General features: G+C 47.2%; 13 protein-coding genes and 1 tRNA gene. 5 read left to right on the forward strand and 9 right to left on the reverse strand.

Translation table 11 applies throughout. The annotated features are described in order from the left end of the window. Nucleotides 1–43: 43 nt before the first annotated feature. Entirely contained in the window at nucleotides 44–3,748 is a 3,705-nt protein-coding gene (gene smc / locus OU814_RS13440) for a chromosome segregation protein SMC (RefSeq protein ID WP_268183494.1), read from the reverse strand. A 372-nt stretch (nucleotides 3,749–4,120) separates the two neighbouring features. Between smc and OU814_RS13445 the strand changes: the two genes are divergently transcribed. After that, nucleotides 4,121–4,795 carry an FHA domain-containing protein gene (locus tag OU814_RS13445; protein WP_268183496.1) on the forward strand — a complete coding sequence of 225 codons (675 nt, stop codon included), beginning with the start codon at nucleotides 4,121–4,123 and terminating at the stop codon, nucleotides 4,793–4,795. Between the two features lie 59 nt (nucleotides 4,796–4,854). On the opposite strand, the gene OU814_RS13450 is transcribed toward OU814_RS13445, so the two are convergent. From OU814_RS13450 to purE, 7 genes are all read right to left on the reverse strand, one after another. Continuing rightward, nucleotides 4,855–6,330 (reverse strand): CoA-acylating methylmalonate-semialdehyde dehydrogenase, encoded by a 1,476-nt coding sequence (locus OU814_RS13450; RefSeq protein WP_268183498.1) that lies wholly within the window; start codon nucleotides 6,328–6,330, stop codon nucleotides 4,855–4,857. 74 nt (nucleotides 6,331–6,404) lie between these two features. Beyond that, nucleotides 6,405–6,486 (reverse strand) — tRNA-Leu (locus OU814_RS13455). A gap of 72 nt (nucleotides 6,487–6,558) precedes the next feature. Then, nucleotides 6,559–6,891, reverse strand: coding sequence for a hypothetical protein (locus tag OU814_RS13460; protein ID WP_017286476.1), 333 nt, complete (start codon nucleotides 6,889–6,891; stop codon nucleotides 6,559–6,561). A 62-nt stretch (nucleotides 6,892–6,953) separates the two neighbouring features. Then, nucleotides 6,954–8,360 carry a 2-succinylbenzoate--CoA ligase gene (locus OU814_RS13465; RefSeq protein WP_268183503.1) on the reverse strand — a complete coding sequence of 469 codons (1,407 nt, stop codon included), beginning with the start codon at nucleotides 8,358–8,360 and terminating at the stop codon, nucleotides 6,954–6,956. Then, on the reverse strand, nucleotides 8,345–9,226 hold the full coding sequence (locus tag OU814_RS13470; protein ID WP_268183505.1) for an o-succinylbenzoate synthase: 882 nt from the start codon (nucleotides 9,224–9,226) through the stop codon (nucleotides 8,345–8,347). The genes OU814_RS13465 and OU814_RS13470 overlap by 16 nt, the downstream gene beginning before the upstream one ends. After that, a complete protein-coding gene (gene menA / locus OU814_RS13475) occupies nucleotides 9,226–10,125 on the reverse strand; it encodes a 2-carboxy-1,4-naphthoquinone phytyltransferase (RefSeq protein WP_190647239.1) in 900 nt (299 codons plus the stop codon). Before menA ends, OU814_RS13470 begins: the two co-directional genes overlap by 1 nt. 93 nt (nucleotides 10,126–10,218) lie before the next feature. Then, nucleotides 10,219–10,737: a 5-(carboxyamino)imidazole ribonucleotide mutase gene (gene purE / locus OU814_RS13480; protein WP_268183508.1), complete on the reverse strand. Its 519-nt coding sequence runs from the start codon at nucleotides 10,735–10,737 to the stop codon at nucleotides 10,219–10,221. Between the two features lie 40 nt (nucleotides 10,738–10,777). Here purE and nagA point away from each other — a divergent pair, with 40 nt between their 5' ends. Together nagA and bchM are read left to right on the forward strand one after the other, a co-directional pair. Then, entirely contained in the window at nucleotides 10,778–11,911 is a 1,134-nt protein-coding gene (gene nagA / locus OU814_RS13485) for an N-acetylglucosamine-6-phosphate deacetylase (RefSeq protein ID WP_017286481.1), read from the forward strand. A 567-nt stretch (nucleotides 11,912–12,478) separates the two neighbouring features. After that, nucleotides 12,479–13,165, forward strand: a complete 687-nt coding sequence (gene bchM / locus OU814_RS13490; protein ID WP_017286482.1) for a magnesium protoporphyrin IX methyltransferase — start codon at nucleotides 12,479–12,481, stop codon at nucleotides 13,163–13,165. A gap of 58 nt (nucleotides 13,166–13,223) precedes the next feature. On the opposite strand, the gene OU814_RS13495 is transcribed toward bchM, so the two are convergent. After that, nucleotides 13,224–14,030 carry a hypothetical protein gene (locus OU814_RS13495; RefSeq protein WP_268183512.1) on the reverse strand — a complete coding sequence of 269 codons (807 nt, stop codon included), beginning with the start codon at nucleotides 14,028–14,030 and terminating at the stop codon, nucleotides 13,224–13,226. A gap of 152 nt (nucleotides 14,031–14,182) precedes the next feature. On the opposite strand from OU814_RS13495, the gene OU814_RS13500 reads away from it, so the two are divergent. Together OU814_RS13500 and OU814_RS13505 are read left to right on the forward strand one after the other, a co-directional pair. Further along, on the forward strand, nucleotides 14,183–14,392 hold the full coding sequence (locus tag OU814_RS13500; RefSeq protein ID WP_017286484.1) for a hypothetical protein: 210 nt from the start codon (nucleotides 14,183–14,185) through the stop codon (nucleotides 14,390–14,392). Beyond that, entirely contained in the window at nucleotides 14,385–14,639 is a 255-nt protein-coding gene (locus tag OU814_RS13505; RefSeq protein WP_017286485.1) for a DUF2949 domain-containing protein, read from the forward strand. The genes OU814_RS13500 and OU814_RS13505 overlap by 8 nt, the downstream gene beginning before the upstream one ends. Nucleotides 14,640–14,666: the final 27 nt, after the last annotated feature.

The raw sequence follows: 14,666 nt of genomic DNA on the forward strand, positions 1-14,666 counted from the left end.
ATGAAGGATCAAACGATACGGAATGCCGAACGTGATCCGATTCTTAAACACTTTGAGGAAGTTTGATACCCAGGACTTGGGTAAAGGCTCCTCGTGCTTGAGTAACCCCGATCGTTCGCTGAGCGCGTTCGATCATCGGACGACGCAAACTCACGACAATAAATTGAGCTTGTTGCGCCTGCTGCTGAATCATTTTAGCTAATCGCTCGACGTTTGCTCCGTCTAGGAACATATCAACCTCGTCAAACGCGTAGAACGGGGAGGGACGATACCGCTGAAGGGCAAAAATGAAACTGAGCGCGGTCAAAGATTTTTCACCTCCCGACATGGAGGCAAGCCGTTGCACAGGTTTGCCTTTCGGGTGAGCGATCAGGTTCAATCCGCCGTTAAATGGATCGTTTGGATCTTCAAGCTGTAAACGCCCGTCGCCATCCGATAAGGTGGCAAAGATCTTCTGGAAGTTCAAATCAACCGCTTCATAAGCTTCCATGAAGGCGCGCTGTCGCAGCGTGGTAAAGTTTTCAATTCTTAACAGCAACTCAGTACGTTCTTCTTGTAACGTTTCGAGTTTTTCGGTGAGTTCGTCTAAACGGGCTTGAGTGCGATCGTATTCTTCTAACGCCAACATATTCACAGGTTCCATTGCCTGAAGGCGTTTTTGCATCGAACGGAGTTCGTGCTGAAGTTGTCCGAGATCGCGAGTGGCATTGTCGGGAATTTCAGGAACCGGATCAGGCAGTTCGGCGCGTTGGGCTTCGAGGGCTGCTTGCTGTTCAGCGAGGCTAGCTCGACGAGATTGCTGAGTCTCTAGCGTTTGATCACGTTGCCAAATGTGCTGCTGCTGGCGATTCTGAAGTTCGCGGAGCTGTCGATCGACCGCATCGCGTTTGTGTCGTTCTTCGCCTAAGGTTTTATCGAGTTCAGCAAGTGTGGCTTTGAGTTCGGTGATCTGGGTATTGACGGCAGTTTGTTGATTTGTATTTTCTGATTGCTGCTGCAATTGCAGAGTTTGCTGGGTTCGAGATTCCTGAATTCGGATCTGTCCCTGCTCGATTTTTTCCTGTAATAGTTTTCTCTGAGTTTCAAGATCTTGGGAGCGTTGTTCGATCGCTCTTAAATCTCCCTCTTTCTGGTTCAGATCGGTTTCTAATTCCCGAATGCCCGCTTGAATTTGCTGCCATTCGCTATGAGACTGCGATTGCTCTAATTCCGCCAAGGTCGTTCTTAACCGGGCTAAATTCGCCTCTTGAACTGGAAGTTCCGACTCTAAGACTTGTAAGCGAACTTGCGCTGCTGCCAGTTCTTTTTGATTGGTTTCAAGCTGCTGGGTGAGTTGAATTTGTTGTTTTTCCAGGCGATCGAGTTCGACTTTGGCTTGATCCGCTTTGACTTTCAATTCTGCGTGTTGTTGACGCGCATCGCTGAGAAATTTGGTGCGGTCTTTCTGAAGAATGGTTGCTTTCGCGATCGAGCTTTCACAATGTCCCAAAATCTGATCGATTTCTTGCAGTCGCCGCTTTAATGCTGTGATTTCCGGTGATTCTGCGGCTTGACCTTTGCCAAATCGTAACGACGATCGAGCGCCGCTACTTCCCCCGGTCATTGCTCCACTCGATTCGAGTAATTCGCCATCTAAGGTCACAATCCGATATTGCCCGATATGTCGTCGCGCATCAGAGAGTGTCTCAAAGACAACAGTTGTACCGAAGATGTAAGCAAATACGTCGTAATAGCGATCCTCGAAGTCGATTAAATTAATCGCATAATCAATGCAGCCCTGCATCGATCGCATCGTGGCACGATTGGGAATATGAGGCGGCTTGAGTTTATTGAGCGGTAAGAATGTGGCTCGTCCAGCCCGACGCTGTTTGAGAATATCGATCGCGGCAGCAGCGATCGCATCATCTTCGACGACAATATTTGCCAGTCGCCCACCGGCTGCGGTTTCTAAGGCAAGCTGATAGCGCGAAGTAACCTGTCCGAGTTCTGCGACTAAGCCACACACTCCGGATAGTCCCATTTTCATGATGACTTGTGAAGCCTGAGTGCCTTGTGCTTCTTGCACTGCTTGCGTTTGGGCTTCTAATTTATCTAAGGCGCGTTGCTTATCTCGTTGTTCAGCAAGTAATCGTTTCTCAGTTTCTTGTTGAATCTGCAACTCTTGTTCAACTTCCGCGAGCGCTTGCGCCATCGATTGAACTTGCTGCGTCGCGGCTGCAAATCGTTGAGTGATATCTGCTGCTGCGATCTGCTGCTGATTCAATTCGGCTGTAGTTGTTCTGAGGGCTTCTGTTTGCTCTTGAACTTGGCGATCGAGTTGATTGGTTTTTTCTCTCAATCCAGCTTGTTCAGCCCGTTGCGGCTCCAGAGCTTTGATCAAGGTTTCGATGTGATGGTGCAATTGGGTTTGTTCTTGCACCCAAGCCTCTGCATTGGCAGCCGAAGCATTTGCCTGTTCGCGTTTCTTCTCAAGGACTGCCTTGGCTTGATCACGCTTCTGGGTTGCCGCAATCAGCTCTTGGGTTTCGATGGATTCTTTCTCACGGGTCAGTGCTGCCAAGGTCTGCATGTTTTCTTGGAGGTCTTGCTGCGCTTTGGATAAAGTCGCAATCAAATCCTGGCTTGATTTCTGCAAGTCTTGCTGTTGACGTTCTAACTGGCGCAGTTCAGCTTCTCGCGCTGCGAGGGTCGATTGCACTGCGATTTGTTCTTCTTCACCGAGCGATCGCACATGTGCATTCAGTTTCTCTAATTCAGCAGTCACTTGATTGATTTCAAGTTGCAGTGCTGCTAGCTGTTCAGTCAAATCAGCGATCGCTGTTTCATCGGATTGAATTTGCTCTTGTAATTTGCGAACGCCTTGCGCGGCTTGTTCGTAACGGATAACGACTTCCCACTGTTCTTTCGCTTGAAGTTCTGCGCGCAGTTTTTTGTATTTCTCGGCTTTGATCCGATCTTGAGCTAAGCGATCGCGCTGCTCGATCAATTCACGCTCGACAATGTGAAATTTATCTTCTTGATCTTTTACCGCATCGAGCTTGTCTTTCGCTTGGTTGATTTTGCGATCGAATGAAGCAACTCCTGCCAATTCATCAATGATTTCACGACGTTCTCGCCCGTTCATCGAAATGATCCGAGTTACGTCCCCTTGCAAGACAACGTTATATCCCTCAGGATAGATCCGCATCCGGTTCAACTGCTCATGCAGTTCTGTTAACGTACAGGGTTCATCATTGATGAAATAGTTTGACGTATACGTTCCCTGCTGTGTTACTCGCAATTTACGAGTCACTTTCCACTCTGCGTTAATTTCACCGTTGCTGTTACCATTTTCAGAACCGTTTAATTCATAAACGACATCTGGTGCAGAGACATGACCATTCTCATGATGTCCATTTGCCGAACTCTGACTTGGCTCATTCAATGAAACATCGATATTACTTTCATCTGGATTGCTGAGAGCATTAAACAGATCTAATTCATCTGATAGATCAAATACTGTTGTCACTGCCGCTTCGACGGTTGCTCGCCCTTTCGTGGCCTGTGCATGATTTACCAGGTCAGGCAATCGCTCAGCCCGCATCCCTTTTGAGCCTGCTAGCCCTAAGCAAAAGAGCAATGCATCCAGTAGATTTGACTTCCCTGATCCGTTTGGACCTGAGATCACGGTGAACCCTGGCAGCAACGGAATCGGCGTTGTGCCGCCAAAAGACTTGAAATTTGTTAGTTCAACACGCTTAACGTACACAGGGAGTCAGTAAAAAACAGTGTTTAGTGTAGCCCGGAATCAAACAAGTGAGCTAAATTAGCGGAATTTCTATAATAGATAGCACACTTAGAACGTCTGATCTACAAAAAATCAAACGGATTTGTGCAATTCTACTGCGATCGATCAGATTGTCAAGGTGATTTTCCCGCGTATCAGCGTATTTTCGCGATCGAGACTCACATATCGCCAGCGTTTACAATTCAGTCAGAGGTGCAGAATCAATCAGGAAAGGTTCTTTTTCTGGTCTCCCAATTGAAAATCCAAAATTCAAAATCGTCTCCCTCTTCCCAATCCGGGGAAATCTAGATCAGTAGACCTACCTCAGATTTGACCTGTTTTTGGGAAAGCCTCATGATAAAAGCATTTCATAGCCCAGACGATCGCCATTCTGCGATTTCTGCTGTCACAAATCAATCTCCGGATGCCCTCGCATCCTTCTGGGAAGAACTGGAAGAACAGCTAGATGAGGAAAACCCTGAAGAACAGCAAATCGCCAAAAGCCCAACGTTGACGATCGATCTTGAAGAAGCGAAATCCGCGATCGAGTCTCCGGTCACTCCAGAAGCGAAACCTCGCTATATTCAAGGCGTTGTGTCGGGTCAACAGGCATGGCTCGTCACCAATTTGCTGAGAAGCGAATCGATGAGTCTTAGACAACCGCAAATGGTTTGGACGATCGGACGTAATCGATCGGCAGCGTTGCCCCTACAGGATCGCAAGCTTTCTCGTCGTCATGCTGTGATTCTCTATGTTGTGAATGAAGGCTTCTACTTCGTTGATCTCAATAGTATGAATGGCTCGTACATCAATGGAACAAGAGTTCAACAGCGCCAGCGACTTCAGGATGGGGATTGCCTCTGCGTCGGTAGTACTCGCTTTTTCTTCTTTACAAGCGTGCAAGAACGCGCGTCAGAAGCCCTGCATCCTGAAGTATTAGCCCGTCTGAATGATGCAGAATCCCGGAACAGAGAATTTATTGACTTTTCAGAGTTGCAGGAAGAGATCTCCTTCAACGTGCCTCAATAGCGCCCCTAAAAAGAAAACTCTGTCTGAATCTCGCATCGGGTTTGGGCTGCATCGATCTCTTAAAACTGTCGTGTCCAGTCATGCCAGCGTTCGACAATCACTTTCGTCTGGGTGAAGAATTCGATCGCTTGCCATCCTTGACCATGCAAATCCCCAAAAAAGCTTTCTTTCCAACCACTAAACGGGAAGAATGCCATCGGTGCTGCAACTCCAATATTAATTCCGATATTCCCCGCTTCAGCTTCGTAGCGGAATTTTCGGGCTGCAGCTCCACTAGAAGTAAACAGGGAAGCCATGTTTCCGTATTGGCTTTGATTGATCAGGGCGATCGCGTCTTCGATTGAATCGAGATGAATCAAGCTCAGCACTGGCCCAAAAATCTCGGTTTTAGCAATTTCACCTGCCGGATCAATGTTCTGCAAAATGGTTGGTCGAACAAAGTGACCTTGCTCATATCCAGAAATTTTGGGTGCTCGACCATCGACTAAAACAGTTGCACCTTCTGTTTCTGCTTGTTGAATGATAGTTTCAATTCGGGTCTTACTTTGATGAGTGATCACAGGTCCCATTTGTACGCCAGAATCTAGTCCAAACCCAACTTGGCGCGAGGTTGCAGCTTCAGCGATCGCATCTGTAAAAGTAGATTTTGCACTGCCAACTGTAATGGCAATTGAAGCAGCTAAACATCGTTGTCCTGCACATCCAAAAGCACTATCTGCCATAATTTTCGTTGTCATCGCAATATCTGCATCCGGTAGCACAATGACGGGATTTTTCGCGCCACCTTGGCACTGTGCCCTTTTCCCATTTGCGGCTGCCCGACTATAGACATATTTCGCGACTCCCGTCGATCCGACAAAGCTAATCGATCGAATTGCGGCATGATCCAGCAAAGCATCGACCACTTCTTTCGCTCCATTGACCAGATTGACCACGCCTTTGGGTAAGCCTGTTTGTTCGAGCAAAGTAAAGATGCGCTGCATGGTCAGAGGCACCCGTTCAGACGGCTTAATAATGCAGGTGTTGCCACATGCGATCGCGTAAGGCATAAACCAAAATGGAATCATACCTGGAAAGTTAAACGGTGTAATGACTGCGGTGACTCCCAGCGGTTGGCGAATCATATGTTCATCAATGCCACGCGCAATGTCTTCTGAGTTATAGCCCTGCATTAAGATGGGAATTCCACAGGCAACCTCGACATTCTCGATCGCGCGTCTCATTTCGCCTTTGGATTCTGCAAGCGTCTTGCCACATTCGAGTGTAATCGTCTGGGCAATGTCCTCGAAATGCTCCTCGAGCAATGTCTTGAGCTTGAATAAATACTGCACGCGTTCAGTCGCGGGCGTGCGTCGCCAGGTTTGAAATGCAGTTTGAGCAGCTTGAGCGGCTCGATCGACTTCACGCGCAGGCGAGAGCGGAACTTTACTTAAAACTTCGATCGTGGCTGGATTTCTGACTTCTAAATAAGTTTCAGTTTCGGGAATAGACCATTCGCCATTGATATAGTTTTGAACGATCGAAGAGTGCGTCATATCGGTTCCTCACTTCTATGAGAAGATCTTGCCGCAACTTCGTTGGATTAAGCTACCTGAAATAGATTGAAAAATGCGGATGAAAGGACTTGAACCTTCACTTCTTGCGAAACCAGAACCTAAATCTGGCGCGTCTACCAATTCCGCCACATCCGCGCAATGAGAAATATTATAACAGGGATAAGGAGAAAGGAAACAATTTGTTCTCCTCATCCCGACAAAATGCTGTTAAGGCAGACTGCCCAGACTGAGAGGAATAAGATTGCCTTCGATCGTGAGTCCCAAGAGTATATTCTCGCCGGAGCGGATAGGTTTGCCAGTAAGGGCGCAGCGATCGTCGGTTTGAGCGGTAGCAGATAGAGTGGCACGCACATCGGCGGATGAGAGAGAGGGGGAATAGCTGCCCGATCGCTGTTGCACATAGTTCCACAAAATGTCGCGAATGAGCGCTTGATAGCCTTGGTTGCCAGAAAGTGCTTTTAGCTCCTCCTTCAACTCACGCTCTAAACGGATGCTCGTCACTTCCATTTCCGTTGTGCTGGTGCGAGTTAAGGTATGCATGAACGGTCTCCTTTTGGAATAGGTTTGTCAGATTTATAATACAAGTGTAGTACGTGATTTCGTCAACTGTCAGATCTTTTATGTAAATCCAGAATTGCTTCGATGCGATGGCGCTGGATTTTTCCTTGCAAACTTCGTGGGATCTGAGCGACAGCGATCCATCGTTTAGGAATTTTGAATGAAGTTAAGTGTGATTTTAAGGCAGTTTTAATCTCTTCAAACGTAACCGTTTCATCATCAGGAACATAAATTGCCGTCACGCTCTGTCCCCAGATTTCGTCCGGAATTCCTAAAACGTGAATATCTCGGACAAGATTGGTTGATCGAATTGCAGATTCCACTTCTGCCGGGAAAATGTTCTCACCGCCGCTAATGATCTTGTTGCTGTCACGACCGATGAGATGGAGATAGTTTTGTTCATCAAAGTATCCCAAATCGTCAGGTTCAAAGGTTTCAGGCTGATCGAGATTCGGGTAATACCCAAGCATCAAGGATTTTGAGCGGATTAAGAGTTTTTGATGAGCGATCGTAATTTCTGCATGAGGTAAAACTTGCCCACACCCTTGAACACCCTTGAGAAAATCAGCAGGTTTGAGCGTTGCAATCTGAGAAGCAGTTTCGGTCATCCCGTAAGTTGGGGCGATCGGAAGATGTTTCAATCGTGCGTCTTCAAGGAGATTTGACCAAGCGGGTGCGCCTCCGAGCAAAATGGTTCTGAATTTGGCGAGCCAATCTGCATGAGGCATCAATTGCTGGAGTTGAGTCGGAACCAGAGAGATGAAGAAGTTTTGCGGATCGAAGTCGGTGTTTAGATTTTTCCAGGATTGAAGCGTGAATGTGCCGTTTGTGAGCAGCGATCGCAGCAGTTGCATTAAACCGCTGACATGATAGAGCGGAAGAACGCAGAAAGAGTTAATGCGATCGAGTTCAAAGTATTGGCGAAATCCTTGAACAGAAGCGGTGAGAGTGTCCCAGGTGTGAATTGCAAACCGAATTTTGCCAGAAGTGCCTCCAGTCGGAATCATGATCAGCAGCGCTTCGTGCTGAGCTTCAGTCGGCTTCAGTACCCTAAATCCCTCATTCTGGGGGACTTTGAAATCAGGAAATTCTCGACATTCAAAGTCCCCCAATTTTGGGGGATTTAGGGGGCGATTCTCCAAGCCTTCCACAAACCTAGGTTCTCCCCAAATCAGAGTCGGTTGAGCCAATTCAAACACCTGTTTCCATTCGGTTTCGCCCCAATCTGGATTGCAAAGAAACAGTTCACAAGGCACAGAACAAGCTGCAATAAATCCTGCCATCCATTGAATTGGATCTCGATCGCATAAAAACACGGTCACGCTCGCGTGTGCCGGAGGCATCGCATGCTCATATTTCAACAACTCTCGATACCGCAGTTCAGCAATTTCCTGAACTCGGCGACGCTCTACAAAATCAAATGTCGCTAATCGACTTAAAGGCTGTTCCATAACTCCTCAAAGTCTTCGCTATTCAGTTCATCAAACCAATGCGTTGTCCCGTAGCCAACGGCTCGCTGACTCAGTTCCGCTGCCAGTTGTAATCCTGCCCGACGACCAATCTCAGTCTCAAACACTGTTGAAAAAACTGTATCGAGTTGATGTTCTCGACAAAATTGGCGCAGTTGAGAAGGAAAGCCCGCGATCGCTGGTTTAATCACAAAAATTCCGCGCCAGCCTCGCTCATAACACGCTTTCAATTGAGCCAAAGTTGAGACAGACTCATCTAATGCGATCGCAGTTCGATACATCTGGCTCAACTTCAGCATGGTTTCAAACTGATCGGTTCGCATCGGCTGCTCGATCAATTCAATTCTGGATTGATCACAAAATTCGAGCCATTGATGCGTTTCAGATTCCGTTAACCCCATGTTTGCATCGAGTCTTAAGTTTGCATTTTCCGGTAATTGATCCAGTAAGGCTTGGACTGTTGCGATTTCGATTTCGATTGGAGCGATCGCGATTTTCAATTTAAACGTTCGATAGCCCTGATCCCAGAGCGATCGCCATTCATCAGACATCAAAGCACTCTGAGGCATTGCTTGGAATTGCCCTGAATTAAGCGCCGACTCAAATCCAAATTGACACGCTGGAAACGGAACTTGCTGAATCCAATCGAGATCGATGTCATGGGGAGCAGATTGGCAAAGCTCGATCGCGTCCTGCATCGATTCTGAGCCAAACCACTCCAGCGGCGTAATTTCTCCAAAGCGATCATCTAATCGGATTAAAATTCCTTCCCGGACTGACCATTCTCCATAATGTGTTTTGAGAGATTGGCGAAATCGTCGTTGATAAGGTCGAAATTCAAATTGCATTACAGGAACAGAAATCCTAACCCAAATAGCAATCCGAACCAAAAATGCAATTCAACCGCAATTAATCGACAACGCAAGAGTTTATGGGGTTGATGATACTGTGAACCGATTGTATGACATAGCCTTTTCGCAACTGGAAAACTCAGCAGCGAGAGCAACGTCCAAACTGGGAACAGTTTCAAAATGACAAATAGAATGGTCAACGCATAAAAGCTGCCACAAATCCAAGGAAGAAGCTGAGCAGAGCGCTTCGCGCCAAGCCGAACCACCGGAGACTTTTTCCCGATCGCTGCATCATCTTCGACTTGATTAAAATGCGAACAAAACAGAATCAAACTCGTCGCAATTCCCACTCCGATCGAAGCCGCTAAATTCGTTCCTGACCAAGCTTTAGTCTGACTATAATAAGCCGCCGAAAATGCTAAAGGTCCAAATGCTAAGAAACACAATGGCTCGCCCAAACCCTGATAGCTCAATCGAAATGGAGGTCCTTGATAGATATAACCGATCGCACAACAAGCCAGCACTAACCCAATCACGGTAAAGTCACCCTGCATCAGCGCGATCGCCAAAATTCCCGATAATCCCGCTACCAAAAAAGCATTGGAAATCCAAAAGATCAGCGACTTATTTCCAGTCAAATTCACGACCGAATTCGCCTTATTGACATCGACTCCTGTCTCAGAATCAAACACGTCATTGCTGAGATTTTCCCAAGCCAGAATCAAAATTGCAGAAATTAGAAACGTAAAAAATACCAGAAGATTCAACGATCGAGTCTCTGCAAAAGCCACCGCAGATCCCACCCAAATTGGCATGACCGCAACGCTATACATCGGCGGTTTAATTGCGGCATACCAAAGTTTTTTCTTAGAAGGCTCAACCGATCGCAAGGTCATCCACTCATCTCCTAATTACTGAAAAGCTTATGAGCAAGCGATTTCCAGTCTCCCATTTGAGTTTGAACCAAATTACGATCGGTTATAGAAACGTTACATCTGTTGAAGATACTGCTGATATCCAACGCGCCCTAACTCGGCTTGCTTTTGCTGCACCATTTCCGTCAAACTCTGGCGATACGCTTGCAGTTTGGCAAACAACTCAGCATCATGACTGCCCAAAATCTGAACAGCCAAGAGTCCTGCATTTTTGGCATTCCCGATCGCCACAGTCGCCACTGGAATTCCCGCAGGCATTTGCACGATCGAATACAGCGAATCGACCCCCTGAAGCGTCTTCGTCTGTACCGGAACCCCAATCACAGGCAACACCGTCATTGATGCCACCATTCCTGGCAAATGCGCTGCACCTCCAGCCCCGGCAATAATCACTTTCAATCCACGAGTATGCGCCTCTTTTGCATACTGCACCATCCGCTCTGGCGTGCGATGTGCCGAGACAATTTCCACCTCACACGGCACACCAAACTCTTCACAAACTGCGATCGCTGCCTGCATCGTCGGCAGATCCGAATCGCTTCCCATAATGATCCCAATTAGCGGCTGACTCATGTGCGAAAATCCAAAACGAATCCAGATCAAACACTAAAACATGCTGATTATCAATGCTCAAGTTCCTGGTTTCTCCGGTTTGCAGCAAATCTTGATCGAGAATGACAAAATCGTTGAGATTGCACCCTCGATCCAATCCCCAGCCGAAGCCAGCGAAACTTCGACCCTTGTGATCGATGCTGAAGGAGATTGGATCTCGTTAGGCGGCATTGATTTACAAATTAACGGGGCATTAGGCTTAGCCTTTCCCGATCTCAACTCAGATAACGCCCACCAGTTAGACAAAATTTGTGACTTTCTTTGGCATCAAGGTATCGATGGATTCTTGCCCACAATTGTTACAACCTCGATCGAGAACATTCAGCGATCGCTCCAAATCATCGCTGAAGCCAATCATCCTGAAATTCTAGGCGTTCATCTCGAAGGTCCGTTTCTCAATCCGCAAAAACGAGGCGCACATCCTGAAGAATTTCTTCTGCCCTGCACAATTGAAACGATTAAACAGGTTTTAGGCGATTATGCCTCGATCGTCAAAGTCATAACGTTAGCTCCAGAACTCGATCCCAGTGGAGCCACGATCGAATATCTCAAATCTCTCGGCATTACCGTTAGTCTCGGACACTCTCAATCAACCGCAACCCAAGCCCAACAAGCCTTTGATCAAGGCGCTTCAATGGTCACACATGCTTTCAACGCGATGCCCAGTTTGCACCATCGCGAACCTGGACTACTAGGAGCCGCCATTACAAATCCTCACGTTTATTGTGGCTTAATTGCAGATGGGCAGCATGTCTCACCGATCATGATGGAGATTTTGCTCAAAGCGAGCGAATACGATCGCGGAATTTTTCTTGTCAGTGATGCCCTTTCACCGCTTGGACTCCCGGACGGACGCTATCCTTGGGACACTCGACAAATCGAAGTAACGAATGGAACCGCAAGATTATTCGACGGCACTTTAGCCGGAACAACGCGATCGCTCTTTTCAGGTGTGCAAAATCTGGTGAATTGGAACCTTTGTGATCTGGGAACTGCGATCGCGCTATCGACGACTGCTCCCCGCACTGCAATACATCTTCCAACCTATCTATATCAGCCTGCGCGTCTTTTACGCTGGAGCCAAGTTGGTCAAGAAATCCAAATGCAGCGTCTCACCACAAATATTGCTTCGTAAACAAATTTTATGTGACAGATACAATTCTGTCTCACTGAATTCCGTAAATTTTCTCAAACTCTCTTACACTTCGATATAGGACAGGTGGTGCGTAACTCGTTGCCCTCCGTAGACTTATCCCTGTTCAGAGAAATCCGAAAACCCCTAAAAAACGGGGCACGGTTCAGGTGCCCCCAAGATACTCAGATTGACTTGTCAAAGCAAAAGTTCCCTCACAGCCTCAACAGACCTGTAAAATTACGGGCAACTGCCGAGTGATTTGGGGTTTTGCCTTCTCGTAGAATACCTGAGAATACCGAGGCGTAGTGATGGCTACATGAAAATTTCATAAGAACCTCATGTTTGTACGCAAATTATTAGCAATCCACGAATAAGACCAAAAGTAAGACCAGTTCTTGCACCACAAAGTCAGGCGATATCTTTTCTAGTCGTCAAGTGGATGGATTTTGCGAAGTGGGGAGATGGGGAGTGGGGAGTCTCTTCGCGGAATTTCGCTCTGATCTGGGTTCAGGGGCGATCGTCGTAATACGATAGTTGAGGCGAATCAACGAGATCACAAGCGGATATATGAACGGAGTGGATGATAAAACCGAAGTGCGTGAGTATTTCAATGCCACGGGCTTCGATCGCTGGAAACGTATCTACGGCGATGGTGAAGTAAATAAGGTACAACTCGATATCCGCACAGGGCATCAGCAAACAGTCGATACTTTGCTGGACTGGTTCAAAGCAGATGAAAATCTAGCAGATTTGACGATCTGCGATGCGGGATGTGGAGTTGGCAGCTTGAGTATTCCGCTGGCACAAGCAGGTGCAACCGTTTTTTCGAGTGATATCTCAGAAAAAATGGTGGAAGAAGGGAAAGAAAGAGCGATCGCGCTTGGACTGAAAGATAATCCGACTTTCGTCGTACAAGATTTGGAGACTCTAAGCGGCAAGTATCATACCGTCGTTTGTCTGGATGTGCTGATTCACTATCCGACCGAGCAAGCCGCCGATATGATCAAACACTTAGCAAGTTTGGCGGAAAATCGTTTAATTCTCAGCTTTGCCCCGAAGACCTGTTTATTAGTGATTTTGAAGCGAATCGGTGAGTTTTTCCCAGGCCCGAGTAAGACGACTCGCGCTTATCAGCATCGTGAGAAAGACATCGTAAAAGTGTTAGAAGACTGTGGATTGAAAGTCAAGCGAACTGCAATGACGAGCACGAAGTTTTACTTCTCTCGTATGTTGGAAGCTGTTCGTGAAGAATAGGAAGATAGGGGGATAGGGAAAATGCAGCTTTCGCTACCCCACTCCCCATCTCCCCACCTTACCGAGTCCCCGTGACACCCGCCCAAAAGTATTTTTTGAATGAATTCATATCTGTATTCACGGTGAGTTTTTTCGACCAAGTGTAAATGTCGAAAGCAACCCGATCGCCATTCATCTCAAATCCACCGAGCAACGTTACCCAATGGCTCGGAAACGGAACCGGAGGGGGATCGCCTTGTAAAAATCCTTCAGCAGTGACGAGCAGCATCGCCACACCACCCGACTGAATCGCGGCGATCGCCGCCTGCATCGCTTTGACATCACTAAACAGATATGCCTGATGATAGGCAGTCTTGGAATAGCCTAAAAGCTCATCAATCCAGCCTTTAACCTCCCAAGATTTCGTCATACCGGCTAGATTCCGAATCAGATCAGGCGCATTTGGTTCTACCGGAAATAGAGAATTCTCTGACTCGCGCAACGTTGATAAAACCATCCAATCTGCTTGCTCCATGCGCAAATTCTGATCTCGATTGCTCCGCAGCGCAGCGCTTGCTTGAATCCAACGGTTTGTGCCTTGAAATCCACCCCTTTCAAATAGAGTCTGGCAAATCTGAACGTAACGAGTCGGTTGCTTGCGAACCAGTTCAAACAACACACTGGCGGGTCCACAAAACGGCTGCCCACCTTGATTGATTTGGAACGGATCAGCGACGCGCGATCGCATCTCTGCAATCACCGTTGCCTTATCCAAACCCGCCCAAATCCCCGTGGCACGCGATTGCTCAAATGCATCAATCTCACTCATCGCCGCCTGAACGTCGCCTGCATCCGGCGCATATAAATTAGCCGCAGTTGTGATCATTACCGGGACTCCTTCTGGGGAAAAAAGAACTGCATCGGTGATATATATCACTTCCTAAAGAGGAAAAAGTCACGGGTCAGTCCTTGATCTGTCACCCACGCTCCACTTCAAAAAGCCGATATTAGTATCACAACGCTCTTGTAGTTTTCCCGATGGAATCCTCTCTTTTACTGACAGATTCAATTTCCGATTTGTTCGCTGAAGTCAGCAATACAGGCAGAATGACTCCGCTGGCTTGTCAAAAGCTTCAAGCGGCAATGTTGGATCAGCAAACAACTGACGAAGAAAAGCAAGCAATCGAGCGCCTACTCTATGCGATCCGATTGGGTCGCGTTCAGGTCATTGAAGAAATCCATGGCTGATAGAACGCGATCGCTGATTCAATTTCTCACTGATGAGCTAGCTGTCTCATCCGATTCGATAAAAATCGGGCTACAGTACTCAGAGGAGATCGATAGCCTCTTACCGATCGTGCTTTGGCAGTACGGCTTTATTACACTGACTGAATTAGAAACAATCTTCGATTGGCTTGCCGCTTCTACTTCTGTCATCAGCAGCAGTCATCTGTCTGACAGGGTAACTCTCTGGCTAGATGAAGTAATTCAGTAAAACCGCTTACAGTCTGAGTTAATACGC

The organism is Leptolyngbya sp. GGD (assembly GCF_026735145.1).
GTDB lineage: Bacteria > Cyanobacteriota > Cyanobacteriia > Leptolyngbyales > Leptolyngbyaceae > Leptolyngbya > Leptolyngbya boryana.